Origin of the sequence: Actinoplanes sp. NPDC049802, assembly GCF_040656595.1 — a bacterium.
In the GTDB taxonomy this organism is placed as follows: domain Bacteria; phylum Actinomycetota; class Actinomycetes; order Mycobacteriales; family Micromonosporaceae; genus Actinoplanes.
This window is the reverse complement of the sequence record NZ_JBFAMR010000016.1, coordinates 90,291-112,977: the sequence shown is the minus strand read 5'-3', so window position 1 is coordinate 112,977 and position 22,687 is coordinate 90,291. Positions and strand designations below refer to the sequence as shown.

Genomic DNA, 22,687 nt, shown 5'->3' with positions numbered 1-22,687 from the left:
TCCGTCGCGGGCCGGCCTTGTCCCTCAGAAGCGGCGCATGCCGCCGAACTGGCGGTCGCCGGCGTCGCCGAGGCCGGGCACGATGTAGGCCTTGTCGTTCAGGCCCTGATCGATCGAGGCGGTGACCAGGCGCAGCGGCAGCCCGGAGTTCGCCAGGCGCTCGACGCCCTCGGGGGCGGCCAGCACGCAGCAGATGATGATGTCGGTGCAGCCGCGCTCGGCGAGCAGACGGCAGCAGTGCAGCAGCGAGCCGCCGGTGGCCAGCATCGGGTCGAGGACCAGCACCGGCTGGCCGGTCAGGTCGCCCGGCAGCGACTCCATGTAGGCACGCGGCTCGTGCGTCTCCTCGTCGCGGGCCAGGCCGACGAAGCCCATCGACGACTCGGGCAGCAGGGCGAGAGCGGCGTCGGCCATGCCCAGGCCGGCGCGCAGCACCGGCACGATCAGCGGCGGGTTGGCCAGCCGGGTGCCCTCGGTCGGCGCGACCGGCGTCTCGATGGGGTACTTCTCGACGGCGAAGAGGCGGGCCGCCTCGTAGACCACCATCGTGGTGAGTTCGTGCAGCGAGGCACGGAAGACCCCGGAATCGGTCTCGGTACGGCGCATCGCGGTGAGCCGGGTCTGAGCCAGCGGATGATCTACGACAAGGACGTCCACGGCAAACAACCTAATCGTTCCTTCAAGATCAACTGCCACTGGGCTGCGTAGAATCGTCTTCATGACTGTGACAGCGTCCGCTGGACTGTCCGATCTCCGCTCGTTCCTGCACGGCCTGCCCGGGGTCGACAAGGTGGGCGTCGAGGCGCGGGCGGCGGCGCTCGCCACCCGCTCGATCAAGTCGAGCTCCAAGGCCAAGGCGATCGACCTGGCCATCCGGATGGTCGACCTCACCACGCTGGAGGGCGCCGACACCCCGGGCAAGGTGCGGGCGCTCTGCGCCAAGGCGAGACGGCCCGACCCGGCCGACCCCACCTGCCCGCCGGCCGCCGCGATCTGCGTCTACCCCGCCATGGTCAAGGTCGCCGCACAGGCCCTGTCCGGCTCGGGTGTGCATCTGGCCAGCGTCGCCACCGCCTTCCCGTCCGGTCAGGCGCCGCTCGCCGTGAAACTGGCCGACACCCGCGAGGCGGTCGCCGACGGCGCCGACGAGATCGACATGGTGATCAGCCGGGGAGCGTTCCTGGCCGGCGACTACACGCGGGTCTTCGACGAGATAGCCGCGGTCAAGGAGGCGTGCGGCGGCGCCCACCTCAAGGTCATCCTGGAGACCGGCGAGCTCGGGACGTACGACAACGTCCGCCGCGCCTCGTGGCTCGCCATGCTGGCCGGCGCCGACTTCATCAAGACCTCCACCGGCAAGGTGACGGTCAACGCGACCCTTCCGATCACCCTGGTCATGCTGGAGGCGGTGCGCGACTTCCGGGCCCGGCACGGGCGGATCATCGGGGTCAAACCGGCCGGCGGCATCAAGACCACCAAGGACGCGATCAAGTACCTCGTGCTCATCAACGAGACAGTGGGCGACGACTGGCTCAGCCCCGACCGGTTCCGGTTCGGCGCCTCGTCGCTGCTCAACGACCTGCTCATGCAGCGCACCAAGCTCACCACCGGCCACTACGCCGGCCCGGACTACTTCACCCTGGACTGAGTCGCCGAAGGCGGCTCCGCCGTACCGCGGGAGAGACCCGTTAGGAAGAGGCATGTTCGAGTACGCACCAGCACCCGAGTCCCGTTCCGTAGTAGACGTCGCCGGGTCCTACGGCCTGTTCATCGACGGCGCCTTCGACAGCGGCAAGGACGGCAACGTCCTCAAGACCGTCAACCCGGCCACGGAGGAGGTGCTGGCCGAGGTCGCGGTGGCCGGCCCGGAGGACGTCGACCGGGCCGTGGCCGCCGCACTCCGCGCCTTCGGACCGTGGTCCGCCCTGCCCGGCGCCGAGCGCGCCAAGTACCTGTTCCGGATCGCCCGGATCATCCAGGAGCGCTCCCGCGAGCTGGCCGTGCTCGAGTCGCTGGACAACGGCAAGCCGATCAGGGAGTCGCGCGACGTCGACCTGCCGCTCGTGGCGGCACACTTCTTCTACTACGCGGGCTGGGCCGACAAGCTGGCGTACGCGGGCTTCGGCCCCGACCCGAAACCGCTCGGCGTGGCCGGACAGGTCATCCCGTGGAACTTCCCGCTGCTCATGCTGGCCTGGAAGATCGCGCCCGCGCTGGCCACCGGCAACACCGTGGTGCTCAAGCCGGCCGAGACCACCCCGCTGTCCGCGCTGTTCTTCGCCGACGTGTGCCGGCAGGCCGAGCTGCCCCCGGGCGTGGTCAACATCGTGACCGGGGCCCGCGACACCAGCGCCTACCTGATCCAGCACCCCGACGTGAGCAAGGTCGCCTTCACCGGCTCCACCCCGGTGGGCCGGGAGATCGCCCGCTCGCTCGCCGGCACCGGCAAACGCCTCACCCTCGAGCTGGGCGGCAAAGCGGCCAACATCGTCTTCGACGACGCCCCGATCGACCAGACCGTCGAGGGCATCGTGAACGGGATCTTCTTCAACCAGGGGCACGTCTGCTGCGCCGGCTCCCGGCTGCTGGTCCAGGAGTCCTTCGCCGACGAGCTGCTGGCCTCGCTCAAGCGGCGGATGGCCACGCTGCGCGTCGGTGATCCGCTCGACAAGAACACCGACATCGGCGCCATCAACTCGGCCGCACAGCTCGCCCGCATTACGGAATTGTCGGAAATCGGGGCCGCGGAGGGCGCGGAACGCTGGTCGCCGGAGTGTTCGCTGCCGGACCGGGGCTACTGGTTCGCACCGACGATCTTCACAGGCGTCACCCAGGCGCACCGGATCGCCCGCGAGGAGGTCTTCGGGCCGGTCCTCTCGGTGCTCACCTTCCGTACTCCGGAGGAGGCCGTCGCCAAGGCCAACAACACTCCCTACGGGCTGTCCGCCGGCGTCTGGACCGAGAAGGGCTCACGGATCCTCGCCGTGGCCGACAAACTCCGCGCCGGTGTGGTGTGGGCCAACACGTTCAACAAATTCGACCCGGCATCGCCGTTCGGCGGCTACAAGGAGTCCGGCTACGGCCGGGAAGGCGGCCGGCACGGCCTGGAGGCGTACCTTGCCTAAGTCATCTTCCGTGAAAGCCCCCGCCGAGCCGGGCCGGCTTTCCGTGCGCAAGACCTACAAGCTCTACATCGGCGGCGCCTTCCCTCGCAGCGAGTCAGGACGGACCTACCTGGTGGACGGCGACAACGTGGCTCTCGCATCACGCAAGGACGCCCGGGACGCGGTACTCGCCGCCCGTGCCGCCCAGCCCAGGTGGGCCGGCGCCACGGCGTACAACCGGGGCCAGGTCCTCTACCGGATCGCCGAGATGCTGGAGGCCCGCCGATCCGAGTTCACCGCGCTGGGCGTGCCGTCCGCCGAGGTGGCCGCCGCCGTCGACCGCTGGGTCTGGTACGCCGGGTGGGCCGACAAGATCGCCCAGGTCGCCGGCGGGGCCAACCCGGTGGCCGGACCGTTCTTCAACGTCTCCGCGCCCGAGCCCACCGGCGTCGTCGCCGTGGTCGCCCCGTCCTCCCTGCTCGGTCTGGTCAGCGTGATCGCCCCGGCGATCGTGACCGGGAACACGGTGGTCGTCATGGCCGCCGGCCCACAGGTGGCGATCACCCTGGCCGAGGTGCTGGCCACCTCGGACCTGCCCGGCGGGGTAGTGAACCTGCTCACCGGCCGGTACGCGGAGATCGCACCGTGGCTCGCGTCGCACGACGACGTGAACGCCGTCGATCTCACCGGCGTCGACCACCCCGACGTGGCCACCGAGCTGGAACGGGCCGCGGCGGGCACATTGAAGCGGGTGATCCGGCCGGTGACCGGCGTCGACTTCACCGCCGACCCTGGGCTGCAGCCGATGACCGCCCTGTTGGAGACAAAGACGGTGTGGCACCCGAAGGGCTACTGACGCCATCAGTTCGGATGGCGCTGGGGACGGGGCGGCTGTCACACAGCGTTGCCGACTAGGGTGTGTGCCCAGAGTCACCCGTCCCACCACCCCCAGATCACCCGGAGGTCACCGTGACCAGCCAGTCCGACGAGCCCGAGGCGTCAGCGCCGGTGGCCGAGAAGCCCTCGCCCGAGGGGACTTCCGGGCGGGAATTTTGGGAGCAGGTTCGCGTCTCGCCGGTGGAGATCGCGCTGCCGGCCGGGGTGGGGCTGACCCTCCGGGCGTACCGGAAGGCGTCCGAACTCGAGCCCACCGAGATCGAGGTCGACGAGGACGACCCCTTCGAGGCCCGCAAGCGGCGTGCCGAGGCGGCCGAGGAGGAGGTCATCGTCGACGAGGAGTATGCGGCGCTCCTCACCGAGGGCGACGCGGAGGAGGGCAAGTCCGCCGAGGAGCCCGACCCGGCCGACTTCGAGGACGAGGCCGAGGCCCGCGCGGATGACGAGGAGGTGCCCATGTTCCTCAGTCACAAGGGCCGCCTGCTCGCTTTCAAGACCGCCGAATCGCTCGTCTCCTTCCTTCGTTCGGGTGCTCCGCACGATCTCGCACAATTGGACACCTGGGGTGACCTGGCCGAGCGGGTACAGTCGAGCGACATCGACCCGCTGCCGGAGGACCGTTACGAGCTCGACCTCGTGGTGGAGAACCTCCGCGGCGGACATGACACGTGGGATCTGCCGCTGCTCATCAACGCCGGCGAGGTCGCCCGCGACCTGGGCTACGCACTCCGTATCAAGCCGGTGATCCTGGCACTGTCGCCCGGCTCACCTCTCGACGACCTCGACGAGTCCCTCCGAACCGCCGAGAAGGGTGGAATGGGTGGATTCTTCGGTCGTCGCCGATTGAAGAAAATCGGGGCACAACAGGCGAGTCTTGGTTGGCGTTCGGTGATCGGCAAGATCTCTGCCGCTGTGGACTGGCGTGACTGACCGATTACCAGGGAATATCAATCCTTGGCCACAGAGAAGCACTCCCGGGGAGGAGGACGACGCCGTGGCGCTCGTGCGCGTGTACTGCGGTCTCGCGTCGGCTGATGAATCGGTGCGTACGGCCTCGGCCGCACCGCTGACCGTCGCCGTGGTGGACGACGCAGGCCGGCTGCTCGGCGTCCACGAGATCAGCGACGACCCGGCTGGTTACGCCCAGTTGGGGACGCTGCTCGTGGAACGGACGACGGGCTTCAGCGACGCGGCGGTCGCCGCCGACAGCGACGACCACGTCGTGACGTCACTCCTCACCGCGGCGGGCCGGCCACTCGTGGTCGTCGACGACGACGACGCCGACGACTTCGCCGAACGCTTCTCCGACGACGACTCCCCCGAGGAGATCGCGGCGCCCGCGGCCGCCCGGCGGGCCGTCGGGCTCGCCCGGGCGCTGCAGGCCGGCGCGATCGCGGCGATCACCCTGCCCGCCCCGCGGGACCTCGTCAGCTACAAACCGGTCCTCGCCGCCCACGTGGCGATGCTGATCGGCCGGAACTCGGCGGCCGCGGCCCTGCGTGAAGTCCTCCGTGAGCTCTATCCGGCGGCTCTCCGGGCGTACCCGGACCCCGCCCACCCGGTGACCATGGCCGTGCTCGAGGCGGTGCCCGAGCCCGGTCGGCTGACCGGCCGCGGCGGTGACCCCGACCAGATCCTGCGGGAGATCACCGCCGAGCTGGTCCGCGCCGGTGCCGGCTCCGCCGGTGAGGTGGGCTCCGCCGTCACCGCCCTGCAGGTGGCGATCAGCGAGTCACCGCGCCGGGGTGGCGTCAACAAGTCCCTCGCCCCGGCGGCCGCCGACGCTGTCCGCCAGGCGATCTCGGCCATCCGCTCCTGCGACGCCGCCTGCTCCGCCCTGGTCGGCACCCTGGCCGCCCGGGCCACCCCACCGGCCACCGGACCGACCATCGGCCGCCGCAGCGCACGCCGGGGCACCGAGCCGGCCGTGCTCGAGCCCGTACCGAACACCGACAGCGGCAGCCGCTTCGGGCGGCGCGGCCGTCCCGAGCCCGCCTCCACCGGCGCCGGCCCGGCCACCCCCCGGCCGATGACCGCCCCGCCGGTCGCCCCGGACCCGATCGGGCCGCCCCCGATGGCCCCGGCCGCGGCGAACGGGCTGCCCGGCCGTCCCACGAACCCACTGAACCGGCCGGTCTCGGTGCCGCCGCCCCCGCCCGGCATGACCCCGATCACCCCCGGGTCGCGTCCGGCGCCGGCGACCCGCAACCCGGCCCGGCCCTCGTCGGTGCCGCCGGTGGGCCCCACCTCGGCGCCGCCGGTTCGACCCACCTCGGGGCTCCCGGCCCGGCCGTCGTCGGTGCCGCCCGCGGCCGCGAGCTCACCCGCGGACGCCGGCGAGCCGTTCCGGCCCACGCTGACCAACGCCGAGCTGAGCCGTGCCCGTGCCGAACGGCAGCGCACGGTCATCCCGCCGCGCCCGTCCACCACGCCCCGCCAGCAGCCGGCCACGAACGGCACGCCCGCCGGCCCCACCGACTTCAGCCTTCCGATGCCGACCCCGCGGGCCGCGCCGGAAATGCCGGAGCCGGGATCCCGGGCCAACTGGCCGCTGCTCAACACCGACAAGGACGAGACTCCCGTCGCGTCCTCGATCAGCTCGCCACCCGGCGGGCGCGTCCGCCCGCCGTGGCAGGACATGCCGCAGGAGCCGCCCGCCCTGGAGCTGCCGAAGGAGCCCGCGCTGCGCCTCGTCGACCAGGCGAAGAACGGCAAACGCGCCCGCCTCCCCGGACTCGACCAGATCGGTGGCGCCGCGGCCTCGCCGACGCGCCGGCCGGACAGCGACGACCGCGGCCACAACGGTGGCAAGCTGACCGCCCTCGACCGCAGCTCGGCCCCGCCGGTGCCGTCCGACAGCAACGACGGCGACCTGCTGATCTTCGCGGCCGCTCGTTCGGCCTGGTTCACCGGCCACAGCGACACCAACGACGACGTCACCTGGTCCAACCCCAACGACAGCGGCTGGCGGGCCGCGGAGAAGGCCGCCACCCCGGCCGTCGCCGCGGAGACCTCGGCCGGCCTGCCGAAGCGGGTTCCCCAGGCCAACCTGGTCCCCGGCTCCCCGCTGCGCGAGGAACGCCCCATCCGCATCGTCCGCGACGCCGCCTCGATCGCGGCCCACACCACCGGCTACTTCCGCGGCTGGCGGCGCGGCCAGGAGATCGGCGGGTTCGCCATGGGCGGGCGACCCGGTCGCGAGGCGGCCGGCGGCTGGGACTTCACCCGGGACGGCCAGCCCGCCGACGACTACCGGAACAACAACGCGGGGTACGGCGGCCGCTGACCGTCCATCACCACCGTCCGAAGGGCCGCGACCGCCTGGTCGCGGCCCTTCGCGCTGTCCGCCGGTCGAGAAGCCGACCCAGTGCACCGTCGCCGGGCCGCGACCGCTTGTCGCCGCCCGTTTCGCTGTCCGGCACCCAGAGCCCGCTCGCCGCCGTCGGCCGTCAGAGCAGTCGCGGGGTGTCGGGGTGAGAGTGAGTGGGCAGGTCAGCCCGGCGGTCGCGGCAGGGCCGTACCCGGCAGGTGGCCGCGGGGCCGCCACGGTTCGGGCCGGTTGCGGTCGGGGACTGTCCAGCCCGTACCGATGAAGGGTCGGAGCCGGCCGCCGGGTGATGATGTCGCGATGCGAGCGGTGATTTTCGATTTCTTCGGGACCTTGACGGATCCGGCGGCGGAGGCGCTGCGGGCAGGGGTGTTCGAGGAGACGGCGGCGGCACTCGGGGCGCCGGCCGGGGAGTTCCGAGCGGCCATGGTGGCGAGTTTTCCGCGGCGGGTGGTGGGTGCGCTCGGCGGTACGCGGGAGACGTTGCGGGCCATGGCGCGGGCCTGTGGGGCCGAGCCGGACGAGGAGCGGCTGGACCGGGCCGTCGCAACGCATCACGCGGGGGCTGAGCGGCTCCGCACGCCGCGTCCGGAGGCCCTCACGGTACTCGACCACCTTCGGGCCCAGAGCTTCCGTCTCGGCCTTCTCAGCGACTGTTCCAGCGAACTGTGCGAGGCGTGGGACGGTACGCCCTACGCGCCACGTATCGATGTTCCGGTGTTCTCGTGGCGGGAGGGCCGCCGCAAACCTGATCCGTGGCTCTACGCCACCGTCGCCGAACGTCTCGGGGTGCCGGTCGAGGAGTGCTGGTTCGTCGGGGACGGCGGCGGTCGCGAGCACGCTGGCGCACGGCTGGCCGGGATGCGGCCCGTGCTCGTCACGAACGCCGGCTGCCCGCAGGCGGCCGGGCTGCGGCATGACCCGGACAGCTACCTGCCGGCGCACCGGGTCGACGACCTCGACGGGTTGATCCGCTTACTGGGATCGGCTTGTGACAACCGGTGACCATTCGTATACGATGGCAACCGGCCGAAAAGCGCGCGAAAGCCCCGCACCGGCTGGTGCGGGGCTTTCGACCAGTCCCTCCGAGCGCTCGTTGAGGGAGCGCTCGGCCAGACGGTCTCCGCTCAGGCGGGCGCGGTCGCGCGAGTACGACGCATCGTCAGCACATACTCGACGAGCGAGATGAGGACGTTCTTCGTCGACTCACGGTTCCGGGCGTCGCAGCTCACGACGGGCACGTCGGACGAGATCGCCAGAGCGTCCCGCACGTCCTGCGCGTTGTGGTACTGCATACCGTCGAAGCAGTTTATCGCCACCAGGTATGGCAGGCGGCGGTGCTCGAAGAAGTCGATGGCGGCGAAGCAGTCGGCGAGCCGACGCGTGTCCACCATCACGACCGCCCCGATGGCACCCCGGACCAGCTCGTCCCACATGAACCAGAACCGCGTCTGGCCGGGCGTGCCGAACAGATAGAGGATCAGGTCACGGTCGATGCTGATCCGGCCGAAGTCCATTGCCACGGTGGTGGTCATCTTGCCCGGCACCTGCCGGTTGTCGTCGACACCCACACCGGCCGAGGTCATGATCGCCTCGGTGGTCAGCGGGGTGATCTCCGAGACCGACCCCACCAGCGTCGTCTTACCGACGCCGAAGCCACCGGCGATGACAATCTTCGCCGATGTCACGCGTCCCGCAGCAGGACGGTGAGACATGTCAGAGCCTGCGAAGTCCACTCAGCACCCTTTCCAGCAGTTCCGTGCCTACCGCGTCGGTCTCGTCTTCAAGCGAGGTGGGCTCGTACACCGCGACGAGGCCGTCAGAGGCCATGTCCGCAACGATCACACGTGCCACACCGAGCGGCAGTTGCATACGTGCGGCGATCTCGGCCAGCGACTGAACTCGGCCGCCGTCGCACATCGCCGCGATGTACTGATGCTCGCTTCCACCCTGCCCGCCGCGGTGCATCCCAGATCGGCCGCGCACGGTTGTCTCGACCAGCGCTTCCAGCGCTATCTCAAGCTTCGGCCGGGTCCGACCACGGGTCATGGCGTACGGCCTGACCAGCGCGCCAGTCGGCTCATCGCGTTCAGGCATCGTCACCCTCAACCCCTTCCTCGGCCCCTCGAAGTGTATTGGTTCTCAAAGTTTTCACCAGTAGCCGGCTGGAGCCTATCCGTGGCCGAAAACCCCGGACTAACCCCTGGTCGACTCCGGCTGACCGTCGCCTCAGCCCAGCACCCCGGCCGCGGATCGCGGCGCGGGGGTCAACGCCTCACCGACGCGGTCGACCAGGAGGGCCATCTCGTAGCCGACCTGACCGACATCACAGCTGCGCGCCGCGAGCACCGCGAAAGACGAGCCGTCAGATATGGACATGAGGAACAGGAAACCATTGTCCATCTCGACGACCGTCTGAAGGACGGCGCCACCCTCGAAGCACCGCGCTGCGCCCTGGGTAAGGCTTACCAGGCCGGACGCGATGGCCGCCAACTGGTCGGCACGGTCACGCGGAAGGTCCCGCGAGGCCGCCAGGAGCAGACCATCGGCGGAGACCGCGATCGCGTGCGCGACCCCGGGAACGCGGTCGGCGAAGTTGGCGAGAAGCCAACCGAGATCCTGCGTAGATGTCATGCCTCATGCTCCTTGCCAGCCTGCGAGGGCTGCTGCCCTCCCGGAGTGTCCTCCAGGTTGGTCGATTGTTCCTTGGTGCGACCGCGCTGCACACCACGGTGGTACGCGGAAAGGAGACCGCGAACCCCCTCAGGAGTACGGCGCTGGACGGAGTTACCGCCCCGGTCGACACCGCCGGGGACGAGTTGCGCCATCGGCGTACGTTTCGGCAGACCCGCTGTGGTGGTCGACTCGACCGGGGCCTCGGCGGCCGCGCGAGCCGCCTGCCAGCCGTCGTCGGCCGCGGTCCGCCACGGGTTCGCCGCGGGGGCCGCGCCGTTGCCGTACCCGGTCGCCGAAGCGGCGGGTGCACCAACAGTAGCCGTGTCGAGATCCCGGGACTCGGGCGATGCCGCCTGTTGCGGAACACCCGCGTTACGGGTCGGTTCGCCGGTCGGGATCCGTTGCGAGACCACCGATTCCTCGCCCACACCGGAGACCTTGGGCCGGGCCGCCTCGGCGCCGGGCGCCGTGGTGGTGAACCAGGCCGACTCGAGCTCCCGGAAGATCGGCAGCTCCATCGTCTCGTCGGCGAACGGGACCGCGCCCTCGCGGGCGGAGGCCATCTGTGCCGCGGCCGTGGCCTGGGCCTCGACCGGGTTGGTCACCGGGGCCGGCGGTGCCGACACCGGTGCGGTCTGCGGGTTGACCGGCGGTGCCACCTGCGGCTGGGGCTCGAAGCTCTCCGGACGGTACCGCGGGATCTCGGCTGTCATGTCGAGCGCGGCGGCCAGACCCTCCGGCACATGCGGGGTGGCGGGCTCCCGCTCGGCGGCGACCGGCGGCCAGGCCGGCGGCGCGGCCGCGAACGGGTTGCGCTGGTCGGCCGGGGAGACCGGCGACGCCGAGATCGGTTCGGCCGGGGCCGCGGAGACCGGGGCAGCCGACACCGGCGGTGCCGGCGAGACCGGCGGCGCGGAGATCGGCGGCACCGGGGGCGCCGAGACCGGGGGCATGAACGCGTTCGGGTTGGCCGGCAGCTGCCGCGGGATCGTCGCGCCGAAGCCGTTGTTGTCGGTCTCCGGGCGCTGATAGTCGGCGTTGCGGCGCTGGGTGAACTCGTCCAGGCCGGCGAAGCCCTGCGGCGCCGACGGCAGCGGCGGGATGACCTCGTTGCTGCGCGGGCCGTGGAAGCCGTTCGCCAGCCCGTTGCCATTGCCGTTGCCGTTGCCGTTGGAGCCGTTGAAGCCACCACCGGAGTTGAACCCGCCGAAGCCGGCCGGGGCCGCTCCGGTCAGGTCGGACCACGCCGGGACCGAGCCGTTGGACCCGTTGGAGCCGGGGTAGCCGCCGCTGCTCTCCAGAGCCAGCGGCTCTCCGAAGCCGGGGAGTCCGGACCCGGGGCCACCTTCGAAGGCGCCCCGCGACTGGACTTGGGCGGTCGCCGCGGTGGCCAGGACCGAGGCGGGCAGTCCCACCTCGGCGACGGTGCCGCGCTCGCGGTCGGCCGGGCGCAGCTCCACCCGGACGGTGTGACGGTTCGCCAGCCGGGCGACCACCACGAGGCCCATCATCCGGGAGACGGCCACGTCCACCGTCGGCGGGTTGGCGAGCCGCTCGTTGAGGTCGCGGAGCTGCTCGCGGCTGATGCCGATGCCGTGGTCCTCGACCGTCAGCACCGCGTGGTCACCGATGCGCCGGGCCTCCACCAGAACGTTGGAGTTCGGTGGGGAGAAGGCGGTCGCGTTGTCGAAGAGTTCGGCGACCAGGTGGACCATGTCGTTCACGGCGTGCGCCGCGACCTCGATCTCCCGGTCGATCATGCCGAACTCGATGCGGGTGTAGTGCTCGACCTCGGACTGGGCAGCCCGGAGCACGTCGATCAGAGCGGCCGGCTCCCGCTGCACACGGGTCGAGTCGGCGCCCGCGAGAACCAGGAGGTTCTCGTCGTTACGGCGCATTCGGGTGGCCAGGTGGTCGAGTTGGAAGAGCTCGGCCAGACGGTCCGGGTCCTCCTCGCCACGCTCCAGACGGTCCAGGTGACCGATGAGCCGGTCGACCAGGATCTGTGAACGGCGGGCGAGGTTGACGAACATCGTCGCGACGGAGGCACGCAGGGCGGCCTGCTCGGCGGCGGTCCGCACCGCCTCGAGGTGAACCGCGTTGAACGCCTCGGTCACCTGCCCGAACTCGTCCCGGCTGCGGACCGGGAGTGGCTCGGCGATCTGGTCGGCGACCTGGGCCGGGGTGAGCGACGCGGAGAGCGACGGGTCACGCAGCCGGCTCACCGCGTGCGGCAGGCCGAACTGGGCGACGGCCAGGGCGCCCTGACGCAGCTCACGCAGCGAGCGGGCCATCGACCGGGCGACCAACCAGGCGAACAGGATGGCCAGCAGGAGCATGCCGAGCAGAAGGCTCGTCTCCAGGAAGACCTTCTGGTTGGTGTTGTCACGCAGGTCGGTGGCGTCGGCCACGATCTGCTTGTCGAGCTCGGTCTCGACCTCACGGAAGAGGGTGTTGTACCCGGCCAGGGCTTCTTCCCACTCAGCGGAGTTGAACGGGATCCGCTTGGTGTTGTCGCCCTGGAGGGCCATGAGCGGGATGCTCAGGTTCTCCGCCTGCTGCCGGAGCTTGCCGGTCACCGTGTTGTCGAAGAGCCGCCGCTCGTCGGCCGTGCCGACCGCCTGCAACGTCTCGGTGGCGAGCTGGTAACCGGTCTGGGTCTCCAGGAACTTCTGCCGGAAGCCCGGGGTGAGCTCGCCGGCCGTCACGACCTGCTGGCCGATGAAGCGCTGGCGGGCGATGTACTCCTTGGCCTGCGCGACGGCGGCCACCGACCGGAGACGGTCGCTCAGCTCGGGGTCGATGGCGAGCTGCGCGGACACGTCACGAACCTGGAGCAGGTCGTTGACGAGCGTGTCGTAGGTCTTGGTGATGTTGCCGAGGTCTTCGCCGCCCTTTGCCGCCCGGCTACGGAAGGTGGGCAGGTCCACGAGGTTACGGTCGAGGCGCACGATCAGGGTGCGCACGTTCTCCGGCACGTCCTCGAGGACGGCCTTCTGCGTGAGGTACGGCTCCTTGGCCGCGTCCACCTTGGCGTGCTCGCCGTTGTACAGATCAACCGCAGGCTGGAAGCCGGCCTTGTTGGGTGTCTGCGTGGCGTTGTAGATCATGACACCGTAAGTGCGCTCGGCCTGTAGGTGGTCGACCAGACCACCGGCGGCCTGGGACAGCACCGAGAGGGTGCGTGCGCGCTCCGCGTTACTGGCTTCTTCGATGTGGTCCACGAGGCCGTTGACGCCGACGATGATCGTAGCCACCGTCGGAACCAACATGATCAGACCAAGTTTGGACCAAATCGGTAGGTCTCGGAGTCGACCCGCGGGTCGACTGAGACGCGACATGACGCCATTCGCGCTGTTAGGGCGCTTGCTCACGTCACCGTCCTCCTGATTCGGGCCCGGCATTCGGCTCGCCAGGCACCGCACACGGCCGACTCGCCGACGTCGGGCCCCCGAGATTCCATCACGACAAGTGTCAAAGAGAAAGAGCAGGCGGACACGGACCGGTTGTGTGACGCGATGTTGCAACCTCGTAGTTGGACATCGCCGGTCCTTATATCACTGCCTGTGGAAGTACGCATCTCTCAAGGTCACTTACTCGGTCGGCCCAGCGTTGGGGGGTGGGTGCAGGCCGACCGGGTCCCGATCGTAGTCGATCGCGATAGAAGTGACGATGACTCGGTTCCCCGCGATCGGCAAGGCGAGATGCCGGATTCTGCCGACTTTGCAGGCGGCAGTCTAGCCGAACGGCGAAGTTCGCGAGGCTGACGGTCGATTTCTTTTGACGTACGTTCCTTCAAATCCGGGAATGTCCGTCAAGTCCTGTTTTCAGGTCAGCAGTTTGGCGTACGCCGGCTTGATCACTTCGTTGATCAGCACCAGACGCTCGTCGTACGGGATGAAGGCGGACTTCATCGCGTTGATGGTCAACCACTGGAGTTCCATCCAGCCCCACCCGAACGCTTCTGTCAACAGGGTCATCTCCCGCGACATCGACGTGCCGCTCATCAACCGGTTGTCGGTGTTGACCGTCACCCGGAAGCGGAGGTCGTGCAGCAGCTTGATCGGGTGCTCGCCGATCGACGGAGCCGCGCCGGTCTGTACGTTCGACGACGGGCACAGCTCCAGCGGGATCCGCTTGTCCCGAACGTACGCCGCGAGCCGCCCCAGCACCGGCGGCGCCGCGTGGGTCCCCCCGGTCGTGGTGGCGGCGCTCGGCCCGTCCGTGGTGGTCGTGATGTCGTCGATGATGCGGACGCCGTGACCCAGCCGGTCGGCGCCGCACCACTGGATCGCCTGCCAGATCGACGGCAACCCGAAGGCCTCGCCCGCGTGGATGGTGAAGTGGAAGTTCTCCCGCTGGAGGTACTCGAACGCGTCCAGGTGCCGGGTGGGAGGGAAGCCTGCCTCGGCGCCGGCGATGTCGAACCCGACCACGCCGGTGTCCCGGTAGCGGACCGCCAGCTCGGCGATCTCCTGCGAGCGGGCGGCGTGCCGCATCGCGGTGAGCAGGGTGCCGACCCGGATGGGTGTGCCGTTGGCCGCCGCCTCGGCGCAGCCCTCGCGGAACCCGGCGTGCACGGCCTCGACCACCCGGTCCAGGGTGAGACCGCGCTCCAGGTGCTGCTCCGGGGCGTACCGCACCTCGGCGTAGACCACGCCGTCGGCGGCCAGGTCGAGCGCGCACTCCTTGGCGACCCGGTGCAGGCCCTCCTCGGTCTGCATCACCGCCACGGTGTGCGCGAACGTCTCCAGGTACCGTTCCAGCGAGCCGGAGTCGGCCGCCGCGACGAACCACTCGCCGAGCCCTTCCGGGTCCGTGGTGGGCAGCTCGTGGCCGACCGCGGCGGCGAGTTCCACGATGGTGGCCGGCCGGAGCCCGCCGTCCAGGTGGTCGTGCAGCAGAGCCTTCGGAGCCTTGACGATGTCGGAGTGTGCGATGCCAACCATCAGCAGAGCCTAGAGGGAACCATCCGACCGCCCCGCCCACCACCCGTAAAAAGGAAGAAAAACCCTTCATGATCGACGGAGCAATCCCGTATCTGCGGTGCCCGGTGTGCCGAGAACCACTCGGCCGGCAGGACCGGGCGCTGCGCTGCCCGCGCCGGCACAGCTTCGACATGGCCAAGCAGGGGTACGCCGACCTCAGCGCCGGCCGGCTGCCGCACACCGGGGACAGCGCCGAGATGGTGGCCGACCGGGCCGCCTTCCTGGCCGCCGGGCACTACCGGTTCATCGCGGAGGCGCTGGCCGCCCACCGGGCCGAGGGTCTCGTGGTGGACGCCGGCACCGGCACCGGCGACTACCTGGCCCGGTTCCTGGACGGCTCCCCGGAGGCGGTCGGGCTCGGCCTGGACGTCTCCAAGCCGGCCCTGCGGCGGGCCGCGAAGGCACATCCCCGGGCCGCGGCGGTGCTCACCGACCTGTGGCGGCCGCTGCCGGTCGCCGACGGCGCGGCGGCCGTCATCCTGAACGTCTTCGCGCCCCGCAACGGGGCGGAGTACCGGCGGATCCTGCGGCCGGGCGGGCTGCTGCTGGTGGTCACCCCGGCGCCGGACCATCTCGGCGAGCTGATTCACGCGTACGGGCTGATCCAGGTCGACCCGGAGAAGGCGGCCCGGGTCAGCGGCAGCCTCGGCGACCGTTTCGGGCTCGCGTCGACGGCCACCCACCGGCACGAGCTGAAGCTGACGGCCGGGGAGACCCGGACCCTCGTCGGCATGACACCGAGCGCGCGTCACGTACCGATGGGGGGTCTGCCGGACCACGACGTCACGGTGACCGCCGCGGTGGAGATCGCGGTCTACCGGCCGCGCTGACCGTCAGACCGAGAGATCGACCTCTTCCCACTCCGGTGGCTTGTCGTGGTAGGGCCCGTGGAAGACGACCGCCCACTCCAGCGCCCACCGGCGCTGGCCGATCGCGTTGCTGTCCACCTCGCCGGGCAGCGGCCGCCCGTTCTGCTCGGCCTCCTGGTAGGCCCAGTCCAGGCAGTAGTAGAGATCCAGCAGCACGGCGGCCTCGGCCGGGTCGCGCATCGCCACCAGCGACCGGGACCGCCAGCTGGTGAAGCTCTCGCCGGACGGCAGGTCGGGCATCTGGATCATCAGGCGGTCGTCCGGAGCCACGGTGGGGTCCAGATGCCGGCTGAGGCCGAGCAGCCAGGCCAGCGCGAACACCGCGTCGTGGTGCAGCACGAAGGAGCGATGGTCGCCCTTCGCGCCGATCACGAACTGCCACTCCGGCGGGGTGACCAGCTCGACCAGGTGGGAACCGAGCAGCCAGCTCATCGCCGCCTCGGTGGGCATGCCGAAGCAGCGCGCCACGACGACGTGCAGCACCGCGGCGCGCGCCTCCAGCTCCGCGACCGGGCGCAGCTCGACGGTGTCACCCATCTCCCAGACCAACGGGAACGCCAGGGGAGGCAGGGGCAGACCGAGACGCGCCAGCTCGTCGAGACTGGCCTCGCGGACCGCGCGGGGGTCAGGAGCGGCCTTCAGCATGGCGGCTCAGGCTATGCGGTCGAGCAGCAACGGGGAAGGGGTGGGTGCCTCCGCTCCGACGGTGATCGCCGCCTCCGCGTCGGCCCGGGCCACCGGGATCCGTGACGCGTCGTCGGCACGCAGCTCCAGCAGCACGTCGCCGGCCCGGACCCGGTCACCCGGGCGGACCTTGAGCTGCACCCCGGCGCCGAAGCTGACCGGGTCCTCCTTGCGGGCGCGCCCGGCGCCGAGACGCCAGGCCGCGATCCCGATCCCGTACGCGTCGAGCGACGTCACCACACCGTCCTCGGTGGCGCGCAGCACCTCGGTGTGCGCGGCCGTCGGCAGTGGCGCGTCCGGATCACCGCCCTGCGCCCGGATCATGGCCCGCCAGGTGTCCATCGCCGCACCCGACGCCAGCGCCTTCTCCGGGTCGGCGTCCACACCGGCGGCGGCCAGCATCTCCCGGGCCAGGGCCAGGGTCAGCTCGACCACGTCGGACGGCCCGCCGCCGGACAGCACCTCGACCGACTCGGCCACCTCGTTGGCGTTGCCGACGGCCAGGCCGAGCGGAGTGTTCATGTCGGTGAGCAGGGCGACCGTGGTGACACCGGAGTCCTTGCCGAGCTGGACCATGGTGCGGGCCAGCTCCTGAGCGTTCGCCAGGTCCTTCATGAACGCGCCGGTGCCGACCTTGACGTCCAGGACCAGAGCCCCGGTGCCCTCGGCGATCTTCTTGCTCATGATCGAGCTGGCGATCAGCGGGATGGCCTCGACCGTGCCGGTGACGTCGCGCAGGGCGTAGAGCTTGCGGTCGGCCGGGGCCAGGCCCTCGCCTGCCGCGCAGATGACCGCACCGATGTCCTGGAGCTGGCTCTTGAACTGCTCGTTGGAGATCCGCGCCTGCCAGCCGGCGATCGACTCCAGTTTGTCCAGGGTGCCGCCGGTGTGGCCCAGGCCGCGGCCGGAGAGCTGCGGCACGGCCACGCCGCAGGCGGCGACCAGGGGGGTCAGCGGCAGGGTGATCTTGTCGCCGACGCCGCCGGTGGAGTGCTTGTCGGCGGTCGGGCGCGACACCGCGGACAGGTCGAGCCGCTCGCCGCTGGCGATCATCGCGGCGGTCCAGCGGGCGATCTCCGCGGACGTCATGCCCCGCAGCAGGATCGCCATGGCCAGCGCCGACATCTGCTCGTCGGCGACGGTCCCCTTGGTGTACGCGTCGACGACCCAGTCGATCTGCGCGTCGGTGAGCACGTGGCCGTCCCGCTTGGCGCGAATGATGTCGACCGCCGCGAATGCGCTCGCAAGCTCGCTCATGTCTGTTCTTCCCAACGCTGCGGGATGCCCTCCGGGGCCTCTCCCTCGCCGGCCCAGGACAGCCCGCCCTCGGCATCCACCACCACGACCCGCGGAGTACGCACGAGGCCCCACGCCACGGCGGCCGCCGTGGTCGGCAGGTTCGGCCCCTCCTCCAGGACGCCCTTCTCCTCGGCCGAGCCCGGCTCGCCCGACGATCGCTCCCAGTAGCCGGTCCAGATCGTCGCACCACCGGACAGGTCCGGGTGGACGAACACCGTCCCCCGGCCGCGCCACTTCGCCAGCTCGGCGGGCACCTCGGCGCCGCCGACCGGGCCGGTGATCCGCTCCATGTCCTCGTAACCGAACGCGTGCGGCAGCAGCTCGGTCATCCGCAGCGGCCGGGGCAGCGCCTCGACCAGCAGCTCCGGGCCGCCGTGCTCCCACAGCAGCTGACGGCAGCGGCCGCACGGCATCAACGGGGCTCCGGTGGCGTCCACGCAGGAGATCGCCACCAGCCGGCCGCCGCCGGTCGCGTGCAGCGCGCTGATCAGGCCGCACTCGGCGCACAGGGTCATGCCGAGCGACGCGTTCTCCACGTTGCAGCCGACCACCGTCCGGCCGTCGTCGACCAGGCCGGCGACGCCGACCGGAAAGTCGGACACCGGCGTGTAGGCCCGCCGCATCGTCTCGATGGCGGCGGTGCGCAGGGCTGCCCAGTCGATCTCCATGTCACCGATTCTGCCGTACGTCACGCGGGTCGCCCGCCGCGGCACGGCGACCTCCCGCTGCAAATGATCTTGCACGGTGCGGGAGATCGCCGGGGCCGATCAGCCCTTGATGTAGGGCTGGCCGTCCGCGGCCGGCGCACGCACCCGCCCGACCAGGCCGGCCACCGCGATCAGGGTCGCCAGGTAGGGCAGCATGTTCAGGAACTGGCTGGGCACCGGGCTGTCGATCGCGCTCAGGTAGGTGGCCAGCTTCTGCGCGAAGCCGAAGAACAGCGCCGCCCCGAACGCCCCGAACGGGGTGAACCGGCCGAAGATCAGCGCCGCCAGGGCGATGAACCCCGCGCCGGCCGTCATGTTCTTGGTGAAGCTGCCGGTCGCCACCAGCGTGAAATACGCCCCGCCGAGACCCGCGACCACACCACCGAGCAGCACGTTCAGGTAACGCAGGCCGCGCACCCGGATGCCCACCGTGTCGGCCGCGGTCGGGTGCTCGCCGACCGCCCTGGTCCGCAGGCCCCAGCGGGTCCGGCTGAGCCCGAAATGGATCACCACGACCAGCGCCAGCGCCACCCAGAGCAGCAGGTTCGCCTCGAACAGCACCGGCCCGATCACCGGGATGTCGGCCAGACCGGGAATCCGCCACTCCGGCATCTGCGGCGGCTGGTTGTACTTCTGCGCGTTGGGCTGCATCAGCCGCTCGTAGAGGAAGCCGGTGATGCCGAGCGCGAAGAGGTTCAGCACGATACCGACGACCGTCTGGTCGACCAGGTAGCGGATCGCCAGGACGGCCAGGATGGCCGCGATGATCACGCCGCCGACGGCCGCGCTGATCAGACCGGCCCAGACGCTGCCCGCCATCGTGCCGACCAGGGCGCCGGCGAAGGCGCCCATCAGGAACTGGCCCTCGATCGCCACGTTGACCACACCGGACCGCTCCCCCAGCACGCCGGCGAGGGCGCCCAGGATCAGCGGAAGCGCCAGCTCCAGCGTGCCGTCCGTGGTGTCCACCAGCGGCATGAACTCCCCCGCCACCTGCCAGCAGAGGAAGGAGAGGACGAAGGACAGGATGCCGGCCACCAGGAAGATGTTGGACCAGCGCTTGAGCAGACCGGCGAAGAGCACCCCACCGGCCGCCGCGGCGATCAGCCCGAACAGCACCGCGCCGAACTGGCCGTTGATGGCGAGCGCGGCGCCCTCGGCGTCCTCGCTCAGGGTGAACCGGGCGTCCTCGCTCGGCGCGAGCGACCCGAACACCACGGCGGCCAGGCCGCCGATCAGGATCAGCGCGAGGCCCAGGCGGCGCTGCCGGCTCCAGAACGGCTCCGGCGCCGCGACCTCGGCGATCTCCTCCACAGTCGCTGTCGACATGTCCTCAGCCCTTCGCCAGCGAGGCGCCGAGCCCGGTGGCCCGGGCGGCGCGCAGTCGGAAGATCGCCTTCACCAGGGCGGGTGCGGCGATGAAGATGACGATGAGCGCCTGCAGCACGGTCACCAGCTCCAGCGAGATGCCGGAGAACGACTGCATCCGGTTGCCGCCGGCCCGCAGCGCGCCGAACAGCACCGCGGCGAACAGGGTGCCCCACGGCCGGTTGCGGCCCAGCAGCGCGACCAGCAGACCGTCGAAGCCGATGTTGCCGGCCACCGACGGGGTGAGCGCGTGCGCCGTACCCAGGACCTGGGTGGCGCCACCGAACCCGGCCAGGCCGCCGGCGAACGCCATGAGCAGCACGTACGTCTTGGCGACGCTGATGCCGGCGGTCTTCGCGGCGTGCGGGTTGGCGCCGACCGCGCGGATCTCGAAACCGAAGGCCGACTTGTTCAGCAGCCAGGCCACCCCGGCCGTGGTCAGCACCGCGAGGATGATGCCGAGATGCACCCGGAGCACCCCGCCGGGCGACGGCAGCTGCGCGGACTCGGCGACCGCCTTGCTGATCGCGTCGCTGCGGCCCGGCGCCTGGATGCCCTGCTGGATGACCAGCCAGGCCAGGAACAGGCCGGCCGTGTAGTTGAGCATGATCGTGGTGATCACCTCGTGCGCCCCGGTACGCGCCTTGAGCAGACCCGGGATGAAGCCCCACAGCGCCCCGCCCAGAATGCCGGCGACCACCGCGACGAGCAGGTTGAGCACGATCGGCAGGCCGAAGGTGAAGCCCGCGACACCGGCCGCGATGCAACCGAGCACCGCCTGGCCCTGCGCGCCGATGTTGAACAGGCCGCCCCGGAACGCGAGCGCCACCGACAGGCCGGTGAAGACCAGCGGCGCGGCGTAGGTGAGCGTCTCCGAGATCGGCGCGAAAGCCTGCTGCCAGGTGGCGTCCCCGGCGAACCAGGCGGAGAACACCTCCGGGTCGCCGAGCGCCCCCTTGAGCAGGTCGGCGTAGGCCGTGCTGACCAGCACCCAGCTCGCGTCGAGCGCGTCACCGGGACGTGCCGTGAAGTAGCTGAACTTCGCGAGCACGGTGGCGTCCGAGATGATGATCAGGACCGCGCCGATGATCACGGCCAGGATCATCGACAGGCCCGTGAGGGTGAAGTTGTTCGCCGACCAGACCCGCTTCACTTGTCCCCCTCCGGCGTGTCGCCGGTGATGCCGGCCATGAGCAGACCGATCTCCTCGCGCGGTGTGTCCGGCGAGACGATCGCCAGGATCCGCCCGCGGTACATCACCGCGATCCGGTCCGCCAGGCCTACCACCTCGTCCAGCTCGCTCGAGACCACCAGCACCGCGGTGCCCTGGTCCCGCTCGCGGACGATGCGGCTGTGGATGAACTCGATCGAGCCGACGTCCACACCACGGGTGGGCTGCGACGCGATGAACAGGCGCAGCGGGCGGGACATCTCCCGGGCCACCACGACCTTCTGCTGGTTGCCGCCGGAAAGGGCGCTGACCAGGCTGTCCGGCGACTGGCACCGGATGTCGAACTGCTCGACGCGCTCCTTGGCGTTGGCCGCCACGGTGCCGCTGTCGATCCGCAGCGCGTTGCCGTACGGGGCGCGGTCGTACATGTCGAGGATCAGGTTCTCCGCGACGGAGAACTCCTTGACGACGCCGTCGTGGCTGCGGTCCTCCGGCACGTAGCCGACACCGGAGCCCAGGATCCGCTTGGTGCTCCAGCCGACCAGGTCGTCGTCCTCCAGCCGGATCGCGCCGGCCCGCACCTCACGCAGGCCCATCACGGCCTCGACCAGTTCGGTCTGGCCGTTGCCCTGGACACCCGCGATGCCGAGCACCTCGCCGGCCCGGACCTCCAGGTCGACGCCGTCGACGGCGCGCACGCCCCGGTCGTCGTCGACCACCAGGTTGGAGATCTTGAGGATGTCGCGGCCCGGCTCGGCGGGGGTCTTCTCCACCTCGAGGCTCACGGCGCGGCCGACCATCAGGGCGGCCAGTTCCTCCTCGCTCGCGTCGGGGGAGGCGGTGCCGACGACCTTGCCGCGGCGGATCACGGTGATCCGGTCGGCGATCGCCTTGACCTCTTTGAGTTTGTGGGTGATGAGGATGATGGACTTGCCCATGGCGGTGAGCGAGCGCATCACCGTGAGCAGTTCCTCGGTCTCCTGGGGGGTGAGCACCGCGGTCGGCTCGTCCAGGATGAGCAGGTCGACCTCGCGGGTCAGGGCCTTGACGATCTCGACCCGCTGCTGGATGCCGACCGGGAGGTCCTCGATCAGCGCGTCCGGGTCGACGGGCAGGCCGTACCTCTCGGAGGTCTCGATGACGTCGCGGCGGGAGCGCCGGCGGTCGAGCCAGCCGATCGGGCCGCCGCGCACCTCCTCCGCGCCGAGCGCGATGTTCTCCGCCACGGTGAAGACCGGTACGAGCATGAAGTGCTGATGCACCATGCCGATGCCGGCCGCGATGGCGTCCCGCGGGCTCTTGAAGACGCGGGCCTCGTCGTTGACGAAGACCTCGCCCTCGTCGGGTTGGAGCAGGCCGTACAGCTGGTTCATCAGCGTCGACTTGCCGGCGCCGTTCTCTCCCAGCAGGGCGTGCACCTCGCCGGGTTCGACGGTGATGTCGATGTGGTCGTTGGCCACCAGGTCGCCGAAGCGCTTGGTGATGCCGCGCAGTTCCAGTTTCAGCGGAATCTCCCGAGTTCGGCGACTGATTCTGGTGGATGGTGGAATGACAGCCGCCGCTCGGCCACGGAAGGTCACCCGTGGCCTCGCGGCG

General features: G+C 70.8%; 19 protein-coding genes. 7 read left to right on the top strand and 12 right to left on the bottom strand.

The features are described 5' to 3' along the window. Nucleotides 1–24: 24 nt before the first annotated feature. Nucleotides 25–657, bottom strand: coding sequence for a uracil phosphoribosyltransferase (gene upp, locus AB0I88_RS14445; RefSeq protein ID WP_361023014.1), 633 nt, complete (start codon nucleotides 655–657; stop codon nucleotides 25–27). A gap of 61 nt (nucleotides 658–718) precedes the next feature. Between upp and deoC the strand changes: the two genes are divergently transcribed. From deoC to AB0I88_RS14415, 6 genes are all read left to right on the top strand, one after another. Beyond that, nucleotides 719–1,648, top strand: a complete 930-nt coding sequence (deoC, locus tag AB0I88_RS14440; protein WP_361023011.1) for a deoxyribose-phosphate aldolase — start codon at nucleotides 719–721, stop codon at nucleotides 1,646–1,648. 52 nt (nucleotides 1,649–1,700) lie between these two features. Continuing rightward, nucleotides 1,701–3,125 (top strand): aldehyde dehydrogenase family protein, encoded by a 1,425-nt coding sequence (locus AB0I88_RS14435; protein ID WP_361023008.1) that lies wholly within the window; start codon nucleotides 1,701–1,703, stop codon nucleotides 3,123–3,125. A gap of 10 nt (nucleotides 3,126–3,135) precedes the next feature. Further along, the gene (locus AB0I88_RS14430; protein ID WP_361023005.1) at nucleotides 3,136–3,960 is read left to right on the top strand and encodes an aldehyde dehydrogenase family protein; all 825 of its coding nucleotides are present in this window, start codon (nucleotides 3,136–3,138) and stop codon (nucleotides 3,958–3,960) included. Nucleotides 3,961–4,112: 152 nt separating this feature from the next. Beyond that, nucleotides 4,113–4,931 (top strand): DNA primase, encoded by an 819-nt coding sequence (locus AB0I88_RS14425; protein WP_361023070.1) that lies wholly within the window; start codon nucleotides 4,113–4,115, stop codon nucleotides 4,929–4,931. A 64-nt stretch (nucleotides 4,932–4,995) separates the two neighbouring features. Continuing rightward, nucleotides 4,996–7,287: a transposase gene (locus AB0I88_RS14420; RefSeq protein ID WP_361023002.1), complete on the top strand. Its 2,292-nt coding sequence runs from the start codon at nucleotides 4,996–4,998 to the stop codon at nucleotides 7,285–7,287. A 342-nt stretch (nucleotides 7,288–7,629) separates the two neighbouring features. Then, nucleotides 7,630–8,334: an HAD family hydrolase gene (locus tag AB0I88_RS14415; protein WP_361022999.1), complete on the top strand. Its 705-nt coding sequence runs from the start codon at nucleotides 7,630–7,632 to the stop codon at nucleotides 8,332–8,334. 122 nt (nucleotides 8,335–8,456) lie between these two features. Here the strand turns inward: AB0I88_RS14415 and AB0I88_RS14410 are convergent, their stop codons facing one another. The 5 genes from AB0I88_RS14410 to AB0I88_RS14390 form a co-directional block, all read right to left on the bottom strand. Further along, nucleotides 8,457–9,044 carry an ATP/GTP-binding protein gene (locus tag AB0I88_RS14410; RefSeq protein ID WP_183222624.1) on the bottom strand — a complete coding sequence of 196 codons (588 nt, stop codon included), beginning with the start codon at nucleotides 9,042–9,044 and terminating at the stop codon, nucleotides 8,457–8,459. 1 nt (nucleotide 9,045) lies between these two features. Further along, on the bottom strand, nucleotides 9,046–9,426 hold the full coding sequence (locus tag AB0I88_RS14405; RefSeq protein WP_361023067.1) for a DUF742 domain-containing protein: 381 nt from the start codon (nucleotides 9,424–9,426) through the stop codon (nucleotides 9,046–9,048). A gap of 132 nt (nucleotides 9,427–9,558) precedes the next feature. Beyond that, nucleotides 9,559–9,963, bottom strand: a complete 405-nt coding sequence (locus AB0I88_RS14400) for a roadblock/LC7 domain-containing protein (RefSeq protein WP_014447580.1) — start codon at nucleotides 9,961–9,963, stop codon at nucleotides 9,559–9,561. Further along, nucleotides 9,960–13,379 (bottom strand): sensor histidine kinase, encoded by a 3,420-nt coding sequence (locus AB0I88_RS14395; protein WP_361022996.1) that lies wholly within the window; start codon nucleotides 13,377–13,379, stop codon nucleotides 9,960–9,962. Before AB0I88_RS14395 ends, AB0I88_RS14400 begins: the two co-directional genes overlap by 4 nt. A gap of 453 nt (nucleotides 13,380–13,832) precedes the next feature. Next, on the bottom strand, nucleotides 13,833–14,957 hold the full coding sequence (locus tag AB0I88_RS14390; protein ID WP_361023064.1) for an adenosine deaminase: 1,125 nt from the start codon (nucleotides 14,955–14,957) through the stop codon (nucleotides 13,833–13,835). Nucleotides 14,958–15,022: 65 nt separating this feature from the next. On the opposite strand from AB0I88_RS14390, the gene AB0I88_RS14385 reads away from it, so the two are divergent. Then, nucleotides 15,023–15,823: a putative RNA methyltransferase gene (locus AB0I88_RS14385; RefSeq protein WP_361022993.1), complete on the top strand. Its 801-nt coding sequence runs from the start codon at nucleotides 15,023–15,025 to the stop codon at nucleotides 15,821–15,823. Nucleotides 15,824–15,826: 3 nt separating this feature from the next. Here AB0I88_RS14385 and AB0I88_RS14380 read toward each other — a convergent pair whose 3' ends face one another. From AB0I88_RS14380 to AB0I88_RS14355, 6 genes are all read right to left on the bottom strand, one after another. After that, nucleotides 15,827–16,507 carry a DUF4272 domain-containing protein gene (locus AB0I88_RS14380; RefSeq protein WP_361022990.1) on the bottom strand — a complete coding sequence of 227 codons (681 nt, stop codon included), beginning with the start codon at nucleotides 16,505–16,507 and terminating at the stop codon, nucleotides 15,827–15,829. A 6-nt stretch (nucleotides 16,508–16,513) separates the two neighbouring features. Then, the gene (locus AB0I88_RS14375; protein ID WP_361022987.1) at nucleotides 16,514–17,803 is read right to left on the bottom strand and encodes a thymidine phosphorylase; all 1,290 of its coding nucleotides are present in this window, start codon (nucleotides 17,801–17,803) and stop codon (nucleotides 16,514–16,516) included. Continuing rightward, a complete protein-coding gene (locus AB0I88_RS14370) occupies nucleotides 17,800–18,513 on the bottom strand; it encodes a cytidine deaminase (protein WP_361022984.1) in 714 nt (237 codons plus the stop codon). The genes AB0I88_RS14375 and AB0I88_RS14370 overlap by 4 nt, the downstream gene beginning before the upstream one ends. A 99-nt stretch (nucleotides 18,514–18,612) precedes the next feature. Further along, entirely contained in the window at nucleotides 18,613–19,881 is a 1,269-nt protein-coding gene (locus AB0I88_RS14365; RefSeq protein WP_361022981.1) for an ABC transporter permease, read from the bottom strand. A gap of 4 nt (nucleotides 19,882–19,885) precedes the next feature. Beyond that, nucleotides 19,886–21,073, bottom strand: a complete 1,188-nt coding sequence (locus AB0I88_RS14360; protein WP_361022978.1) for an ABC transporter permease — start codon at nucleotides 21,071–21,073, stop codon at nucleotides 19,886–19,888. Then, complete coding sequence (locus tag AB0I88_RS14355) at nucleotides 21,070–22,671, bottom strand: ABC transporter ATP-binding protein (protein WP_361022975.1); 1,602 nt, start codon at nucleotides 22,669–22,671, stop codon at nucleotides 21,070–21,072. The genes AB0I88_RS14360 and AB0I88_RS14355 overlap by 4 nt, the downstream gene beginning before the upstream one ends. Nucleotides 22,672–22,687: the final 16 nt, after the last annotated feature.